At 32.1% G+C, this 16,106-nt stretch carries 21 protein-coding genes and 1 pseudogene; 12 read left to right on the top strand and 10 right to left on the bottom strand.

Annotation, left to right across the window (positions count from 1 at the left end; all coding sequences use genetic code 11):
- Positions 1-30 precede the first annotated feature (30 nt).
- Complete coding sequence (locus LNQ81_RS14330; RefSeq protein ID WP_229944319.1) at positions 31-384, bottom strand: ISAon1 family transposase N-terminal region protein; 354 nt, start codon at positions 382-384, stop codon at positions 31-33.
- Positions 385-521: 137 nt separating this feature from the next.
- On the opposite strand from LNQ81_RS14330, the pseudogene LNQ81_RS14325 reads away from it, so the two are divergent.
- Positions 522-820, top strand: a pseudogene (locus LNQ81_RS14325) (TraM recognition domain-containing protein); the annotation flags it as partial.
- A gap of 32 nt (positions 821-852) precedes the next feature.
- Here LNQ81_RS14325 and LNQ81_RS14320 read toward each other — a convergent pair.
- The gene (locus LNQ81_RS14320; RefSeq protein ID WP_229947883.1) at positions 853-1,176 is read right to left on the bottom strand and encodes a MerR family transcriptional regulator; all 324 of its coding nucleotides are present in this window, start codon (positions 1,174-1,176) and stop codon (positions 853-855) included.
- A gap of 159 nt (positions 1,177-1,335) precedes the next feature.
- On the opposite strand from LNQ81_RS14320, the gene LNQ81_RS14315 reads away from it, so the two are divergent.
- From LNQ81_RS14315 to LNQ81_RS14295, 5 genes are all read left to right on the top strand, one after another.
- Positions 1,336-1,767: a nuclear transport factor 2 family protein gene (locus tag LNQ81_RS14315; RefSeq protein WP_229947881.1), complete on the top strand. Its 432-nt coding sequence runs from the start codon at positions 1,336-1,338 to the stop codon at positions 1,765-1,767.
- A gap of 39 nt (positions 1,768-1,806) precedes the next feature.
- Positions 1,807-2,427, top strand: coding sequence for a cysteine hydrolase family protein (locus LNQ81_RS14310; RefSeq protein WP_229947879.1), 621 nt, complete (start codon positions 1,807-1,809; stop codon positions 2,425-2,427).
- A 966-nt stretch (positions 2,428-3,393) separates the two neighbouring features.
- Entirely contained in the window at positions 3,394-4,335 is a 942-nt protein-coding gene (locus LNQ81_RS14305) for an alpha/beta fold hydrolase (protein ID WP_229947878.1), read from the top strand.
- A gap of 50 nt (positions 4,336-4,385) precedes the next feature.
- Positions 4,386-4,952 carry a Crp/Fnr family transcriptional regulator gene (locus LNQ81_RS14300; RefSeq protein WP_229947876.1) on the top strand — a complete coding sequence of 189 codons (567 nt, stop codon included), beginning with the start codon at positions 4,386-4,388 and terminating at the stop codon, positions 4,950-4,952.
- Positions 4,953-5,043: 91 nt separating this feature from the next.
- Positions 5,044-5,433 carry a RidA family protein gene (locus LNQ81_RS14295; RefSeq protein WP_229947874.1) on the top strand — a complete coding sequence of 130 codons (390 nt, stop codon included), beginning with the start codon at positions 5,044-5,046 and terminating at the stop codon, positions 5,431-5,433.
- A gap of 41 nt (positions 5,434-5,474) precedes the next feature.
- Here LNQ81_RS14295 and LNQ81_RS14290 read toward each other — a convergent pair whose 3' ends face one another.
- Entirely contained in the window at positions 5,475-6,347 is an 873-nt protein-coding gene (locus LNQ81_RS14290; RefSeq protein WP_229947873.1) for a LysR family transcriptional regulator, read from the bottom strand.
- Positions 6,348-6,438: 91 nt separating this feature from the next.
- Between LNQ81_RS14290 and LNQ81_RS14285 the strand changes: the two genes are divergently transcribed.
- The 4 genes from LNQ81_RS14285 (at position 6,439) to LNQ81_RS14270 (ending at position 10,031) form a co-directional block, all read left to right on the top strand.
- The gene (locus tag LNQ81_RS14285) at positions 6,439-7,416 is read left to right on the top strand and encodes an alpha/beta fold hydrolase (protein WP_229947871.1); all 978 of its coding nucleotides are present in this window, start codon (positions 6,439-6,441) and stop codon (positions 7,414-7,416) included.
- 24 nt (positions 7,417-7,440) lie between these two features.
- Positions 7,441-8,418, top strand: coding sequence for a zinc-dependent alcohol dehydrogenase family protein (locus LNQ81_RS14280; protein ID WP_229947868.1), 978 nt, complete (start codon positions 7,441-7,443; stop codon positions 8,416-8,418).
- 174 nt (positions 8,419-8,592) lie between these two features.
- Complete coding sequence (locus LNQ81_RS14275; protein ID WP_229947867.1) at positions 8,593-9,147, top strand: Crp/Fnr family transcriptional regulator; 555 nt, start codon at positions 8,593-8,595, stop codon at positions 9,145-9,147.
- A gap of 83 nt (positions 9,148-9,230) precedes the next feature.
- The gene (locus LNQ81_RS14270) at positions 9,231-10,031 is read left to right on the top strand and encodes an SDR family oxidoreductase (RefSeq protein ID WP_229947866.1); all 801 of its coding nucleotides are present in this window, start codon (positions 9,231-9,233) and stop codon (positions 10,029-10,031) included.
- 60 nt (positions 10,032-10,091) lie between these two features.
- Here the strand turns inward: LNQ81_RS14270 and LNQ81_RS14265 are convergent, their stop codons facing one another.
- Positions 10,092-11,000 (bottom strand): NAD(P)/FAD-dependent oxidoreductase, encoded by a 909-nt coding sequence (locus LNQ81_RS14265; protein WP_229947863.1) that lies wholly within the window; start codon positions 10,998-11,000, stop codon positions 10,092-10,094.
- 85 nt (positions 11,001-11,085) lie between these two features.
- On the opposite strand from LNQ81_RS14265, the gene LNQ81_RS14260 reads away from it, so the two are divergent.
- Positions 11,086-11,466 (top strand): Fur family transcriptional regulator, encoded by a 381-nt coding sequence (locus tag LNQ81_RS14260; protein ID WP_229947862.1) that lies wholly within the window; start codon positions 11,086-11,088, stop codon positions 11,464-11,466.
- 14 nt (positions 11,467-11,480) lie between these two features.
- Here LNQ81_RS14260 and LNQ81_RS14255 read toward each other — a convergent pair whose 3' ends face one another.
- The gene (locus LNQ81_RS14255; protein ID WP_229947860.1) at positions 11,481-11,831 is read right to left on the bottom strand and encodes a winged helix-turn-helix transcriptional regulator; all 351 of its coding nucleotides are present in this window, start codon (positions 11,829-11,831) and stop codon (positions 11,481-11,483) included.
- Between the two features lie 86 nt (positions 11,832-11,917).
- On the opposite strand from LNQ81_RS14255, the gene LNQ81_RS14250 reads away from it, so the two are divergent.
- Positions 11,918-12,433, top strand: a complete 516-nt coding sequence (locus LNQ81_RS14250; RefSeq protein ID WP_229947858.1) for a dihydrofolate reductase family protein — start codon at positions 11,918-11,920, stop codon at positions 12,431-12,433.
- A gap of 79 nt (positions 12,434-12,512) precedes the next feature.
- Here the strand turns inward: LNQ81_RS14250 and LNQ81_RS14245 are convergent, their stop codons facing one another.
- The 5 genes from LNQ81_RS14245 to LNQ81_RS14225 form a co-directional block, all read right to left on the bottom strand.
- A complete protein-coding gene (locus LNQ81_RS14245) occupies positions 12,513-13,145 on the bottom strand; it encodes a nitroreductase family protein (RefSeq protein WP_229947857.1) in 633 nt (210 codons plus the stop codon).
- A 7-nt stretch (positions 13,146-13,152) separates the two neighbouring features.
- Complete coding sequence (locus tag LNQ81_RS14240; RefSeq protein WP_229947855.1) at positions 13,153-13,524, bottom strand: DUF1304 domain-containing protein; 372 nt, start codon at positions 13,522-13,524, stop codon at positions 13,153-13,155.
- 3 nt (positions 13,525-13,527) lie between these two features.
- On the bottom strand, positions 13,528-13,950 hold the full coding sequence (locus LNQ81_RS14235; protein ID WP_229947853.1) for an organic hydroperoxide resistance protein: 423 nt from the start codon (positions 13,948-13,950) through the stop codon (positions 13,528-13,530).
- Positions 13,947-14,372: a MarR family winged helix-turn-helix transcriptional regulator gene (locus LNQ81_RS14230; protein ID WP_229947852.1), complete on the bottom strand. Its 426-nt coding sequence runs from the start codon at positions 14,370-14,372 to the stop codon at positions 13,947-13,949. The genes LNQ81_RS14235 and LNQ81_RS14230 overlap by 4 nt, the downstream gene beginning before the upstream one ends.
- A gap of 177 nt (positions 14,373-14,549) precedes the next feature.
- Positions 14,550-15,995: a TSUP family transporter gene (locus LNQ81_RS14225; RefSeq protein ID WP_229947847.1), complete on the bottom strand. Its 1,446-nt coding sequence runs from the start codon at positions 15,993-15,995 to the stop codon at positions 14,550-14,552.
- Between the last annotated feature and the right edge of the window lie 111 nt (positions 15,996-16,106).

Here is a 16,106-nt window from a genome sequence, read left to right as displayed (position 1 = left end):
AAACCTCCTATTGTATGACAATCACTTGCCTTAGTATCTATTAATTTCTTTTAAAAAAGAGGCAAACTCATCAGTTAAACGAGTGCCTTTTGCTACTAGATTCCAATCTCTCTGTACTAATTCGCGAGTAGTTTTATCTAACCAACGACGTCGCTTGACATGAAGATAAACACTATTTCCTCGTAATGGAAAGTCTTGTATTGTGGTTTCATTATGAAACCCATGACCTATAAGAATACGGTCTTTCGCTTCATCTGGGACTCTATTAAATTCTTCAAAATATAGGTGCATTGTTTCACCTTGTTTTATCGTTTTTACTAAATCAAAATGTTCTACTAAAAACTCAGGTAAAATCATTTTTATAAACTCAATATAGTTTTCCACGTTTATTATTTATCATTACAAAGATCTGTAGTTTTTAATTCACACACAACTTTTGAGATTGATCCCTTTTAGATACTATCCCATCTACCTTTTATCTTTACTCTTTTGTTCAAAAACCTTGATTTTTAACAAGTTTTCAAAAAATTTACTCCGCTACTCTTTGACTTTACAACTCACGTATAGTAAAACTAATAAATAAAAAAGGAAAGCTTAAAAGCTCTGTTATAATAGATGAGTTACCAACTATCTATTTTAGAGGACTAGATAATCTTATTGCACAGCGCATAGTAATAAAGTAGCTGTCTGTCATGGTTTTCAGGATTTATCTCAACTCAATAGAGATTACGGAGATAAAGAAAGTAAGCTAATACAAAACACAGTTGGTAATATCTGTTCAGGTCAAGTAGTTGGAGATACAGCTAAAGCTTTATTAGAACCCAAGTAAAATTTACTTAACTTGGGTTTTAATTATTCTGTATGCTTTTTAAGCTTGTTTAACGTTTCTTCAATCATCTCCATGCGTTTCTTCACTTTATCAGCTGAAGCATCTAAAGTATATCCTTCTTCCATTAGTTCCTTAATCAATAACATCTTTTTGATATTCTCGTAGTTATATCTTCTATTTTTCCCTTCTTCCTCAGTTAAACTTGTAACAATACCTTTTTCTTCCCAATATCTAATTTGACGAGTTGCAATCCCAGTAATTTGGGCTACTTCTCCTATTCCTACAACCAACTTATCTAAAAAATCAAAGTCGAAAGATAAATCAGTACTATCATTTTTTTCTGTCATTTTGTAATTTATTTACAATTTATGTTGTAAATATAAAATATTCGCCTTTCATTTGCAATTGTAAATAAATTACAATTGAAGTCAATTAAATACATTAAATGTATGATACGAACATTTTTAATTTTAGTCTTTGTAGTAACCTCACTAAAAACAATTAACATGTCAGCACAAAGCATCTTTTTAGAACAGGCAAATAATGAACTTATTACCTTAGTGGAACAGACCTTCGCACAAGGAGCTTTAAACCACTTAGATATTGAACAAATAAGAAGAGGATTCCATCCTTCTTTTACGATTCTTGTTCCCAAAGGAAACGAAATATTTAAACTCTCTTTAGATAAATGGATTGAGATTGTCCAAGACTATAAACACTCTCCTAAGAAAATGAACTCAGGTGTTAGAAATCTTCAATATAAAATTCAAATATTAGACTTAACGGACAGTACAGCTATTGTCAAAACGGAGTTTTATAGAAAGGATAATTTAATTATTACCGACTATTTATCCTATATAAAGTTTGATAATTCTTGGAAGGCAGTGTCTAAAATATCTAAGGAATATATTACTAACCCTCTACATCTTGATTTATAAATGAAAAAATCACTTTTAATAATTTTTAACCTATTATTTATGAACACTATTTCCGCTCAAACCAATTCGAGGTCTGCTCTAATTCTAATTGAAACACAAAATGAATGGATGCATCCTGATGGAAAACTCAATAAGATATTAATTGAAGATACTCAGATGATGCATAACTCTATAACTAATATTGAAAAAGTACTTAAATACGCCCGAGAGGTCAAAATAGAAGTTATTCACGTAGGCCTTCGTTTTAAAAAAGATTATCCAGAAATGGGTAATGCCAAAGCAGGCCTTAGAAAAGCTATTCCAAACGCAGGTACATTTCAAGAAAATGAATTTGGATCTACATTTTTTGAAACGGTTAAACCTATCTCACAGGAGTTTATAGTAAGTGGACGTACGGGAGCAAGTGGATTCACAGGATCAAATTTAGATGTCTACCTGAGAAATAATAAAATAGATAACATATATCTTGTGGGATATGCAACCCATGTATGTATTGAAAGCACCTTTAGAGATGCACATGAAAAAGGATATAATACTATCGTCATTTCAAATGCTACTTCAGCGTTTAATCAAACACAACAAGAGTACTTTCTAAATGAAATAGTACATCACTTTGGTCAAAAACTAACTACAGATGAATTCATGCAATTAACCTTTTAACCAAGCGTTCAATCCTTACAGTTTAAATTTATTAAAACACATCTTAATCGGTGTGTTTTAATTTTTTATCAATTACCTCACTAAGCTAGGTAATGCCTCGCGGTTCGCTAGGAAAAAAATCCCCCCCATAAACGCTTGACTGTGCCTTCGCTTTATTGCGTTGCTTTTGCGCTCGTTTGAGTCTTACCTGTGCTTGCTCTATAATTAATTTTAAAATTTAATATTATGGAAACTACAGTTTTAAAAAGTAATTAGTTAGTAACATCAGAAGTTGAACTAATAGATAAAGATCTATCATCCTTTCTCTTATAGATAATAAAACCTACTAATATATTAAAACAACCTATTAAACTCTCCAATGGATAAAGCCACAACAAGTGTAAAATAACTAAAAGTGTAAAAATAAATATATATTGTGCTAATAAAGATAATAGACTTTTTAAAATACCCGAATTAGTTTTATTCTTTAATGTATCTCCGTTTAGTGTCACACTGATAATTTATAGGTTAAAGGAACTGATCATGTAAACAAGTAACTAGTTAATATACAGTAATTGTAAAAATTGGTATTATCTAGTTTAATGGGACAATTACAACATTACACCCTCTTATTACATCAAACGGACATACATATATTCTTTTTAATTCTTACAAGTCCAACTAGTAAACCCGAGGTATTTTATTGAACTTATCTGTAAACTTGGCCATGAAGGAAAAACCATTTTTATGGCTACCCATGATATTTTCAACGCTACTAAAGTCTCTACAAAAATTGGTATTATGAAACAAGGCAAGCTAATACAGCAGTTAGATTCTAAAGATTTTTACCCCTGATGAATTACAGAGGTTATACATCAAGACGATATAAATTAGTTAACTAAAAACCGGTTATAGTAAGCTATAATTCGTTTTTTTATCTTCATTTATTTTACTTAAATTTAGTCTTAATAATTATAATATAAAATCATGGATTATTCTTCGTATAAAAAATTTGGACTTCTACTCTTTTTTCTAATTCAATTATTTTCATTCGAATTATTTGCTCAAACAAATAGAGAATATTTTACAATTGAAAATACTCCACTTTATCTTATCAATACTGGTGATATTGATTTAGCTATACGCTATAAAAAAGGGCAAGGTACGCCTATTGTGTTTATACACGGTTCATGGGATGATCATAATTCGTGGTTACCAACGGTAGAAGAGTTAATAAAAACAGCTACTAATCCCGTCATTTTATATGATAGAAGAGGACATAGTGCTTCTTCTTTAGATAAAGAACAAGGTACAATTTCAATGGATGTCCAAGACGCCGTCTCTCTACTCGATGCTTTACAAATTAAGAAAGCTCATTTTATAGGACATTCTTATGGAGCAAATATCACAATTGAACTAGCCAATAATCACGCTAATAGAGTTAAGAGTATTGTTTTATATGAACCTCCTATTTTTGGAATGCTTAAAGGACAAACTCAATACAAACAAATTCTATCAGAGGTACAGAGTGAAATGCAAAAAAGTAAAACTTTACTTGAACAAGGATACATTGAACAGGGAACCTTTAATTTTATTGAAAAAGTAGCCTTTGGAAAAGGTAGTTGGTATTCTATTTTTGATCAAAGAGCCAGAAATACAATGACAGCTAGTTACACTACTTGGCTTGATCAAGCTAATGATCCTGAAAGGTTAAATATAAAACCAGAAAACCTTAATCAATTTAGTGGTGAAATAACACTTATTACAGGGTCAGATTCTATCTTAGTATATCCAGCTGTTGCAAAAACAATAAAACAGAAAGTTAATTCAATAGAATTACAGACTATTCAAGGTGCAGGTCATGGAGGGCTTATTTCTCATCCCAAACAAACTGCTGATTTGATTAGTAAACATTTAGAACAACTATAATAATATACTTATGTAACTTTACTTTACAATCTTTAACAAAAGTAAATCACATGAATAATACTCTTAAGACACAAATAGAGCAAGTAGTTTCCTTAACAGAAAAGGAGTTCGATTTTATCTTATCTAGTTTTACTTTTAAAAAATATAAAAAACATCAATTTTTAATTCAAGAAGGAGAACCTGTACCTTATCTGTTCTTTATTGATACAGGTCTTTTAAAACTTGTTTATACGGATGATAATGCTAAAGAGCATATTGTAGACTTTGCAATGGAAGGTTGGTGGGAAACGGATCTAAAAGCATTCTACAGCCAATCTCTAGCAAGCATGAGTTTAGAATGTATTGAAGATACACAGGTCTATGCTTTGGATTTAGAAGGATATAATAGACTAAGAAAAGAACTTCCTGTGATAAATGAATTCTTTTTAGATAAAACGCACAAGGGATTTATTGCAGGGCAGCAGCGTATTTTATCCATGATGAAAAAAAATACTACAGAGCGGTTCTTTGAACTTCAAAAACGCTTTCCTGGTATTATGCAGCGCGTTCCAAAATCTCTATTAGCTGCTTATCTTGGAGTTTCTAGAGAAACACTAAGCCGATTAGATTTAAAGTGATCTACCTCACTTTTTATTTGTGATATAGCTCAACTGCTGATTTAAGCGTTTAATAGCAAATTTGCTATATAAGTTAAAATAAGAAAGCAAAATGATAAAAACAGCTATTAATCCTTGGCAGTGGCAATCTCAGCGCAACTACGCTCAAGCAATAGAAGTCAAAAATGCTCAAAGTACACTATACTGCTCTGGTCAAGTAGCCATTGACGCTAATGGAGTTTCAAGTAATGCTGATATGAAAACTCAGCTTCTACTCTCTATTAAAAACTTAGAAGAGGTAATTAAAACAGCAAATTACTCCCTTGAAGGCATTGTTAGATTAAATATCTATACTACTTCTACCACTGAGCTTATACAACACTTTCCTATTTTACAAGAGTGGCTTGTTAAACACAAAATCGAGCAAGCAACAACAGTACTTGAGGTAAAAAGATTATTTGAAAATCTAACAGTAGAGCTTGAGGCTACAGTTGTAAAATAATACTTATAAGCAGATGCTATGGAATTATAGCATCTGCTTTTTTATAGTGTTAAGTCTTGTTTATACATATCAATAAAACTTTGAAGAGCTTTAGAAGGAGTTTTATCTTTTCTATAAACTAGTAAAGTAGTCATAGTACCTAACTGTTTGTTAATTGGATAAGTACATATATTTCTATTTTGATAGTACTGAGATATAATCTCCTCAGGAAGTAAACTAATACCTAGTCCTGCCTCTACAAAGTTTATAATCCCTTCTATAGAGTTGAGTTCAATACTCTTATAATTATGAACACCTTTGTGTGTAAACCAAGACTCTAAACGCTCTCTGAAAATACAACCGTTATCAAATACAATACTCTTTAAAGGTTCTTCTGTAACTAATTTATTTAAGCTTGGTTGTTTTGAAGAGGCTAAAATAACAAGCTGTTCGTCTTTGATCTTAATTTTCTCAAGTCCACTAGTATTAAGTGGTGCTGATACAAAAGCAGCATCGAGTTTATAATTTAAAACATCAGAGATAAGTACATCCCTATCCTCTGATTTAAACTCTAAATCAATATTTGGATATTTCTGTGCAAAAGAAAGTAGTATCTCAGGTGCTTTTAAAGCCATAGTGGTCTCCATACATCCAATGGCTAAATGTCCTGTTACAATATCACTGCTTTTAATCTCATTTTTAGCCTCTTCAACCAAGTGCTGAACCTCTTTGGCATAACGCATTAATATCTTCCCTTCTTCTGTTAAGTCAACTCTTCGCGAGGTTCTTGAAAACAGTTTGGTATCAAACTCCTCTTCTAGGCTTTTAATTCTAGCCGTTACATTAGATTGAACAGTAAACATTAGTTCAGCAGCCTTAGTAAAGCTACCACTCTCCGCTACAGCTTCAAATATTTTTAAGTCGTTTGTATTCATTTATAAATCACTTTTTATGATTTATACAATCATAATTAATCGTTTTTAGTAATCAAATATCCGACATATTTTTGACAAACAAAATAACACGATGAAAAAAACAATAACAAGATTACTAGTAGCCACATTATTAACCTTTGGTGTTTCTAGTAATCAAGAAACTTACGCTCAATCAAATTTAATTTCAAAAAATCAAATCATGGAAAATCATTCTGTTCATTATCGTTTTATCAAAGTTCAGGGATTAAATATCTTTTATAGGGAAGCAGGAAATCCTGATAAACTTACTCTTCTACTTTTACATGGATATCCTACATCCTCACATATGTTTAGAAACTTAATTCCAATTTTAAGTAAACAATACCACATTATAGCGCCTGACTTACCAGGTTTTGGTTTTTCTGATGCTCCAGATCACAAAGTATTTGACTATACTTTTGATCATCTTGCTAAGGTCATGCAATCTTTTATAGAGCAAGTACAACTAAAACAATTTGCTTTGTATGTATTTGATTATGGTGCTCCTGTTGGGTTTCGATTAGCTGTGAATAACCCTGAGAAAATAACAGGAATTATCTCGCAAAATGGAAATGCCTATGAGGAAGGATTAAGCGAAGAATGGGATCCAATACAGCGCTATTGGCGAGATCCTTCTGATGCTAACCGAAAAGCACTTTATGGTTTTGTTGCTAAAGAAGCAATCTGGTTTCAATATCACCAAGGAGTAAAAGATCCATCTTTAATTGCTCCTGAGGCCTACACTTTAGATCAAAAGTTCTTAGATAGACCAGGTAATATCGAAATTCAATTAGATCTTGTTAAAGACTATAAAACAAACGTAGCGCTTTATCCAAAATTCCAAGAGTACTTTAGAACTTATCAGCCAAAAACCTTACTAGTCTGGGGAGATAAAGATCCCTATTTCTTACCTGAAGGAGCCAAGGCTTATAAAAAGGATTTAACTAAGGCTACCCTAAAATTCTATGATACTGGTCACTTCGCTTTAGAGACTCACACAAATGAAATTGGATTAGAAATCCTTGAATTTTTAAATACCCTGTCAAATTAATTTACTAACATAAAACCATATAGAATGAAAGCAGCTATATTAGAAGAATTTGGACCCGTTACAAACTTTATAATAAAAGAAGTACCGATAACAAAACCTAAATTTAAAGAAGTACTAGTTAAAGTACTTGCAACCTCAATTAATCCCTTAGATTATCAAGTACGTCGTGGAGATTATAAAAATGAATTACCTCTACCTGTTATCACTGGACACGATGTCTCTGGGGTAATCGTAGAACTTGGTCAGGGAGTTGAAAATTTTAAAGTTGGAGATCAGGTATATTATTCTCCTGAGATTTTCAATGGTCCTGGAAGTTACGCCCAATACCACTGTGCTCATGAGTCTATTATTGCTTTAAAACCAAAAAACATTAGCCATTTACAGGCTGCTACACTACCTTTAGCTGCAGGTACTGCATGGGAAATGCTTGTAACTAGAGTTCAGCTTAAAATCAATCAAACAATCTTAATTCACGGAGGAGCTGGCGGGGTTGGAATACCAACTATTCAAATAGCTAAAGCTATGGGAGCGACAGTCTTTACAACAGCTAGAGAAGTACATCATGAATTCTTACATGAGTTAGGAGCTGACTACGTAATTGATTACACTAAAGAAAACTATATTGATCGCATTAATGAGTTAACCAATAATAAAGGAGTTGATGTTATTATTGATACCATTGGTGGAACTACACTTACTGATAGTGGAAAAGTCTTAAGTCAACTTGGACAAGTAGTTACCCTAGTTGATATTTCTCAGCCTCAAAATCTTATTGAAGCTTGGGGCAAAAATGCAACTTATCACTTTGTATTTACTAGACAAAATAGAAACAAACTAGATGAGTTAACCAAACTTGTGGAACAAGGTAAACTAAAACCTATTGTAACTAAGGTGTTTTCTTTAGAAGACATGGGTAAAGCACATGATTTACTTGAAACAAGATCTATAGATAAAGACTTCTATGGTAAGATTGTCATAGATATTGAGCACCAAATTCTTTAATTATCATACGCTTTACTTAGTCCCCATATAATATAATTTAGTTTAACAACAAACCCTTTCACCCCAATAAGCATCTTTATACAATTTATTGGGGTGATTTATTTTTACTTTATTCTTTTAAAAGATCTTCCCTACATTATCTAATATTTGCCAGGAATTATTAACTTTACTCTAATGGAAAAGTTTACCGAATTTTTATGTCAATTTGACCCACTAACCTTAGAAAACATTGCTTTAATTCAAAGAAAGGCAATTGAATATCAATTAAATAAAAACCACCATTTTATTGAATCTGGAAAAATCTTAAAACAGGTAGGTTTTATTTTAGATGGTATCTTTAGAATATATTACTACAACGATAAAGGACAAGAAATAACTAAAATATTCTTAGAAGAAAATCACTTAATTTCAAACCTAAAAGAAAATATTTCTACAGAAAATATACAAGCCATTACAGATTGTAAATTACTTTTGTTTTCAAATAAAGACTGGAATGAAATTCTTTTAGAAATTCCACGTTTAGAGCATATAATTCAAGAAATTAATAGACAGGCTCTTGTTGAAAAACTAAAGCGAGTTAGTCCACTTATTGCTCAAGATGCAACCACTCGATACTTAGAATTTTTACAGAAATACCCAACACTTGTTAATCGTATTCCCCTTTCTTACATTGCTTCATATCTTGGTGTTACTCAGCAATCTTTAAGTAGAATTCGAAAAAAAATATAGTTTCGTTTCTTTTTACCATATGGTAAATCAGTTGTTTTTTTATCTCTTAATCTTTGTAAAGTAATTTAAAAACAACTTAAAAAATGATACAAACAATTTTAATAACAGGAGCCTCTTCTGGTTTAGGAAAAGAAACAGCTAAATTATTTGCAAGTAAAGGATGGAGAGTAATTGCTACAATGCGTCAGCCTGAAAAAGAAACAGAACTAAATCAATTACCAAATGTTCATTTATTAAAACTAGATCTTACTAATCCTTCTCAGATTATAGATGCAGCAAAAAAAGCAGAAGAAATAGCCCCTATTGATGTGTTACTTAATAATGCCGCTTATGGATTAATTGGTCCTTTTGAAGGAATAACAGATAATCAGTTATCTCAACAAATAAATACTAACTTCTTAGGTACTTTACTTGTTACAAAGGCATTTTTGCCTTATTTCAGAGCTCGTAAACAAGGAACTATCCTAACTGTTACTTCTTCAACAGCAAACATCTCCTACCCTTTTGTTTCGGTTTATGCTGCAACAAAATCAGCTTTACAAAATTGGACGGAAGGAATGAGTTACGAGTTAAGTCAATTTGGAATTAAAATTAAAACCATTGTTCCTGCTTATATGCAAACTAGCTTTGGAAGCAATGCTCAAATCGCTTCACATCCAGATTATGAAACGCTATTTAATCAGTACTTAACAGCAATGAAACAAGATTCAAGTGCTACACGTGACGTGCCTGAAGATATTGCTGCTGTAATCTATCAAACGGTTATAGAAGATAAAGACCAACTTCACTATACAGCTGGTGATCTAGCCACTAAAGAATATGATTGGCTTAAAGAAGAAGGTATTGAAAAAGTGATGAGTACAATGCAAAAACGATACTTTTAAATCTCTTACTAACTAATAGAAATATAAAAACCGTAACAGACAAGTTACGGTTTTTGTTTATTAAAATAGCTCATCAGTAAGTTCTTTGACAACCATAGCCCCAGCCAGAGATCCACTTGCTACTGCAGCTGATACTGATCGAAACATGTTGGTATTATCACCACAAGCATATATGCCATCTATACTTGTTTTTTGAAAAGCATCAATCTTAATATAACCTGTCTCTGTTAGCTCACACCCCAACTGTTTTGGTATCATACAATGCTGCTCAAAAGCTACAGCTGCGTACATAGCTTGCAAATCTAATTTGGAGTTATCATTAAAAACAACTGATTCAAGATACCCCTTTTTGTGTTTAACTTCTGTAATTGGGCTTTCAATCACTGAAATATTATTTCGTTCTAATTTAGCTTGTTGTTCTAAAGTAAACTCTTTTGCTCCATTAGTTAATATGGTAGTATCATTGGTTAAATTACTAACTAAAGAAGCTACATGAACTGCCTTGTCTGAATTAGCCAAAATAGCCGTTTTCTTATCTTTAAATTCATATCCATGACAAAAGGGACAATGAATAACTGATATACCCCAACAAGCCCCTATTCCCTTAATATCAGGCATAATATCTTTAACTCCTGTAGCAAAGATTAACTTCTTACTTTTAAAAATATCATTTGAATCTGTTTTAATTTCAAAGCCAGTTGCTATCTCTTTACCTGATACGACTAATCCTTGGTAAAATGATACAGTTTGATAGGCTAAAACCTGCTCTTTTGCTTTATTAGCTATTGCAAGAGGCGTTTGCCCATCTTGGGTAATAAAGTTATGCGAGTGTGGTGTTTGTCTATTACATGGCAAACCACTATCAATGATTAAAACAGATTTTAATAAACGTCCTAGTGCCATTGCTGCAGAAAGTCCAGCGTAACTTCCTCCAACAATAATTACATCATATTGATCTTTATATGTCATGGATTAATTTTATTTAATGCAACATTATTGCAATAATAATGATTAAATTTGTAATTGCAACAATGTTGCAATATTATTTTACATCATGAAACAAACTAGAAATACACAGGCTAAAACTGAAATAGTAAAACTGATTGAAAATTCAGAAGTTGCTTTATCACATGCAGAGATACTTGCTACATTAAATGGAATCTGTGATAGAGTAACTATCTATAGAGTACTTGATCGCCTAACTGAACAGGGGATTATTCATAAAATAGCGACTGTAGAAGGCACAATAAAATATGCTATTTGTCAGCATTGTACAATAGAAAAGCACAACCATAACCACATTCACTTTACCTGTGAACGATGCCTAAATACTACTTGTCTTACAGAAGTAGAACCTTCATTTATATTGCCTAAAAACTATAAAATAAAGTCTGTTAATTTTACTATATCTGGTATTTGTCCAGAGTGTAATTAATCATATAGCTTACACTATTTATCTTTAATTTTATTTCTATGCTTTTGGCCAAATTCTATTAAAGATTCTAAAACGGGATAACTCTCTAAAGCGTGCTCAGTAAGACTATAAGATACTGTAATTGGTTTGGTAGAATTAACCGTTCTAATAATTAATAGATTATCTTCCAACTCCTGCAGCTCTCTAGATAATACCTTAGGAGAAATTCCCTTAGCGTGTTCTTGCAAATCTTTAAATCTCATTACTCCATTAGTACGTAGATTATTAAGAATACAAAACTTCCACTTTCCACTAAGTAATTCAATAGCATCTCTTAGTGCCAAAATTGTTTCCTTGGATACTTTATCGTTGTTTGTTATTGCCATTGTATTAATTACTATCCTTGAGGTAAGTAATAGCAAATATAGAATAAGCACGTCATAGATTTGTTGAAATTCTAAAAAACAATAAAATGAAAGTATCCTTAATCGCAAACATTTCAATCAATGGTAAGGTATTAGTATCAAACAACCCAACGTATCAACTACCTAAAGAAGCCTTAATTTTCTATCTTGATTTAGCACATCAAATTGGAAATTTAGTAATAGGTTTCAACACCTTTGAAAGCTTTCAAAATTCTCCTCAAGAGGTTAAAGACCTTTTTAAAGGAATAGAAATAATTGTACTCTCTAATAATACACATCACCCAATAAGAGGTTACACCTTTGTTAATAGTCCTGAAGAAGTGATAACCTATATGGTTACAAAAGGATTTACAGAATTAGCTATTGGTGGTGGAACTGCTACCTTTAACGCCTTTATAGAGAAAGAACTCGTGACTGATCTTTATTTCAATATCAATCCCTTGTTTATTGGAGGTAGTGACATTCTAGGAATGCAAAGAAATTTAAGTACACAGTTTGAAATTGTAACTCATAAGGAGCACAATGGATTTATTGAGTTGCATCTAACTAAATCTAAAAGCTAAAATCACATTAAACATTACTAAAAACAGGCAATAGACTATTTTAAATCCATTGCCTGTTTTTATCTAGTTTATTCCTTTTTTAGAATTCCATTGTAAATTCTTCTTTAGGCACTCTAACTTTTTTCATTGGAGCAATCCAATCATTTGCCTTATCAGCATACCCTACATACATTAGGGAAACGCTTTTTAAACCATGTTTGTGTAGATCTAAGACATTATCTACAATTTGGTTACTAAAGCCTTCTGCTGGTGTAGAATCTACTCTTAATTCAGCTGCCTGAGCTAAAGCTAAACCTAAAGCGATATAAGTTTGACGAGCCGCATGAGCAAAGTTTAAATCACTTGACTGATTTAAGTAAATTTCTTTTAATTTGTTTGTATAACTCTCAAATCTTCCTCTTGGCAGTCCTCTTTGATCTGTGGTAAAATCATATATTGTATCAATTCTCTCTGTTGTATAAGTATCCCAAGCTGCAAAGATTAATACATGAGAACAGTCTCTCATACACTCTGGATTTAAAGCTCCCTGAGCTAATTTTTCTTTTATACCCTGATCTCTGACAATAATAACCTTAAAGGGCTGAAGTCCAGAAGAAGTTGGAGCAAGTCTTGCCGCTTCAATAATTGTATCTATATTTTCTTCACTTACTTTTTTTGTTGGATCATATGCTTTTACTGCATGTCTCCAATTTAAATTCTCTATTAATGACATAATCTTCTTATTTTGAAATTATTAAAAATACAATGGCTAAAAGTGCAGGAACTCCCTGAATAAAAAATATCTTTTTAGAGGCAGTTATTCCTCCAAATATTCCAGCCATACCAACACAACCTAAAAAGAACAATCTAATGTCTACACTCCACATCGAATCTTCTATTAAAAATGACCATAGTAAGCCAATAACCAAAAAACCATTGTATAATCCTTGATTAGCTGCTAAGGCTTTTGTTGGTTTAAATAAATCCGGTGCTAGTGATTTACCAAAGGTCTTTTTACCTGCTGTTTCCCAAGCAAACATCTCCATCCAAACAATGTAAAGATGCTCTATTATGACTAAACAAGTTAGAACAGTTGATACTATAAATAACATAGATTAGTTATTTGAAACTGTTAGCTTCACTTGCATATTCCCACGCGTTGCATTAGAATATGGACAAATTTGATGAGCACTTTCAATAAGTTTTTGAGCTTGCTCTAGAGTGACTCCTGGTATGTTGGCGTGCAACTCAGCGGTAAGACCAAATCCTCCATCTTCTAATTGCCCTATTGTTACTTTAGCTGTAACTGATGTTTCTTCTGTTGTAATTTTATTTTGTTTAATCACTAAATTAAGTGCACTGTCAAAGCAAGCTGAGTAACCTGCGGCAAAAAGCATTTCTGGGTTAGTATAATCATCGCTGCTTCCTCCCAATGCTTTTGGCATGCGAACTTGCAAATCTAAAATTCCATTGTCACTTTTTACATGGCCATTTCTACCTCCGGTAGCTGTAGCCCCTATTTGATATAATTCTTTCATTTTTGCTTATTTAATATTTTGGTTACTATATTTTTTAACTCTATAATTTCTTGTTCTGTTACTTGCATAGATTCCATTAATCGCTGTGGGATATCTTTGGCTTTTTCTTTTAAAGAAATCCCCTTTGCTGTTAAAGATAATTTCACAACACGTTCATCCTCTAGGCTCCTTGTTCTAACTACCATCTGTTTTTGTTCCATTCTCTTTAATAGTGGTGTTAACGTTCCACTATCTAAAAAGACTTTCTCTCCCAACTGCCCTACTGTTTGTTCTTTCTCTTTCCACAATACCATAAGCACTAAATATTGGGGATACGTAATATCAAGGGCTTCCAAATAAGGACGATATTGACTAATAATCTCTTTAGCAAGAGCATATATAGGAAAACAAACCTGATTTTCAAGTTCTAATGAATCTTTCATACTTCTGTAATTAAACTGTTATGCAAAGTTAGATAAATTATATTGTGTGCAATATAATTTTACAAAATATTAATACTTTACGATTTTATATACACTGATTTTTAGGTGTTTATTAAAACTAATAGAGACCTGATAACTATAGTTATCAGGTCTCTATTGAATATAAATTCGGTTATTTTAAAGAAACTTAAATACAATTCTAAGGCTAGCTATAAATACTAATAATCCTACAAGAATGTATGCAATACGTTTAGGTAAACGCCCTGCTAACCTGGCGCCTAAAGGAGCTGCAAGAACCCCACCAAGAGCTAATCCAAGAAATATATACCAATAGCCAAAACCTAACTTTGAGAAAAAGACCATTGATGCGGCAAAAGTCACAAAGAACTCGGCTAATGACACTGTTCCTACTACATATTTGGTTTGTCTTCCCTTGGTTAAAAGTGTTGAGGTAACTATAGGGCCCCAACCTCCTCCTCCAAAGGCATCGAAAAAGCCTCCAGAAAAACCTAATAACCCAACATATTTGACTTTCTTTCTAATAACTGAGTTGCGCAAAGCCAAACTAATAAGTCTAATGGCTATAATCATAAGATATAAGGCTACAAAAGGATAGGCGATATACTCATACTCACTACCTATGTAAATCACAAATAACGAGCCTAATATTGCTCCTATAACCCCTGGAATACTCAGCCAAAGCAATAACTTTTTATTGACGTTTTTAAATCTGTAATGTGTGTACCCTGAGACCGCACTAGAAAACATCTCAGCCGTGTGAATACTTCCAGAGATAGTTGGCAAACTAAGTCCCATAGCCATCATAGCTGAAGCAGAAGTCATACCATAACCTAATCCTAAAGCCCCATCAACTAGTTGGGCAAAAAAACCAACAGCTAAAACATAGTAAAATTCTGATGGCATAGACCCTAGTCCAATTTTTATATCATTTATTGTGACATAATTAGAGAAGGTATATCCTAACAAGAAAATTAGAACTATACTAGTTAGGCGAAACACCTTGGTGAGCAATTGTTTTTTTTGATGATCTCTCTCTACAATAACAGAAGTGACTTTGTTTAAACTATCTAATTTTTGTCGTAAGTTTCCTTTATGAGTATTGCGGTATGCATTTAAATTAGCGATACTCTCTCCAATGCTATCAGGCATTTCTTGTTCTAGATACTCTCTTAATCGACGTGCTAAAACAGGAGACTTACCATTGGTAGAAATAGCAATTTTAAGCTCTCCTTTTGTAACAATAGATCCCAAGTAAAAATCACACAACTCGGGCTGGTCTGCTGCATTTACCAATAGTTTTTTACTATTAGCTAAAGTCTTTATTTCTTGATTTAATATTGGATCGTTTGTAGCAATCACAACTAGATCAGTATAGTTTAAGTCTTCTACCAAAAAGCTTCTTTGTTTTAATTCTAAATGAGAATAAGCACTTTCTAAATTATAGAATTCCGATTTAAATTCATTGGAAACAACAGTGATTTTAGTAAGCTCGTTTTGTTTTAAAAGTGTTCTAGTTTTCTCTAATCCAACATTTCCTCCACCAACAATTAAAAAGTGAAAGGTATTTGTTTTTAAAAATATTGGAAACAATGTGTTTTTCATAATATACTATATTATAAATATTTAATACTCATTTACTAAACTAAAACTTTAAAACAAAGACAATAGTCACCCTAGGTCTATCTTGAGAATAAACCTTTAATTAGCTTGCGT

Source organism: Myroides oncorhynchi, from assembly GCF_020905415.1.
GTDB lineage: Bacteria > Bacteroidota > Bacteroidia > Flavobacteriales > Flavobacteriaceae > Flavobacterium > Flavobacterium oncorhynchi_A.
The sequence above is the reverse complement of the archived record's forward strand: the minus strand, read 5'-3'. Positions and strand labels throughout refer to the sequence as shown.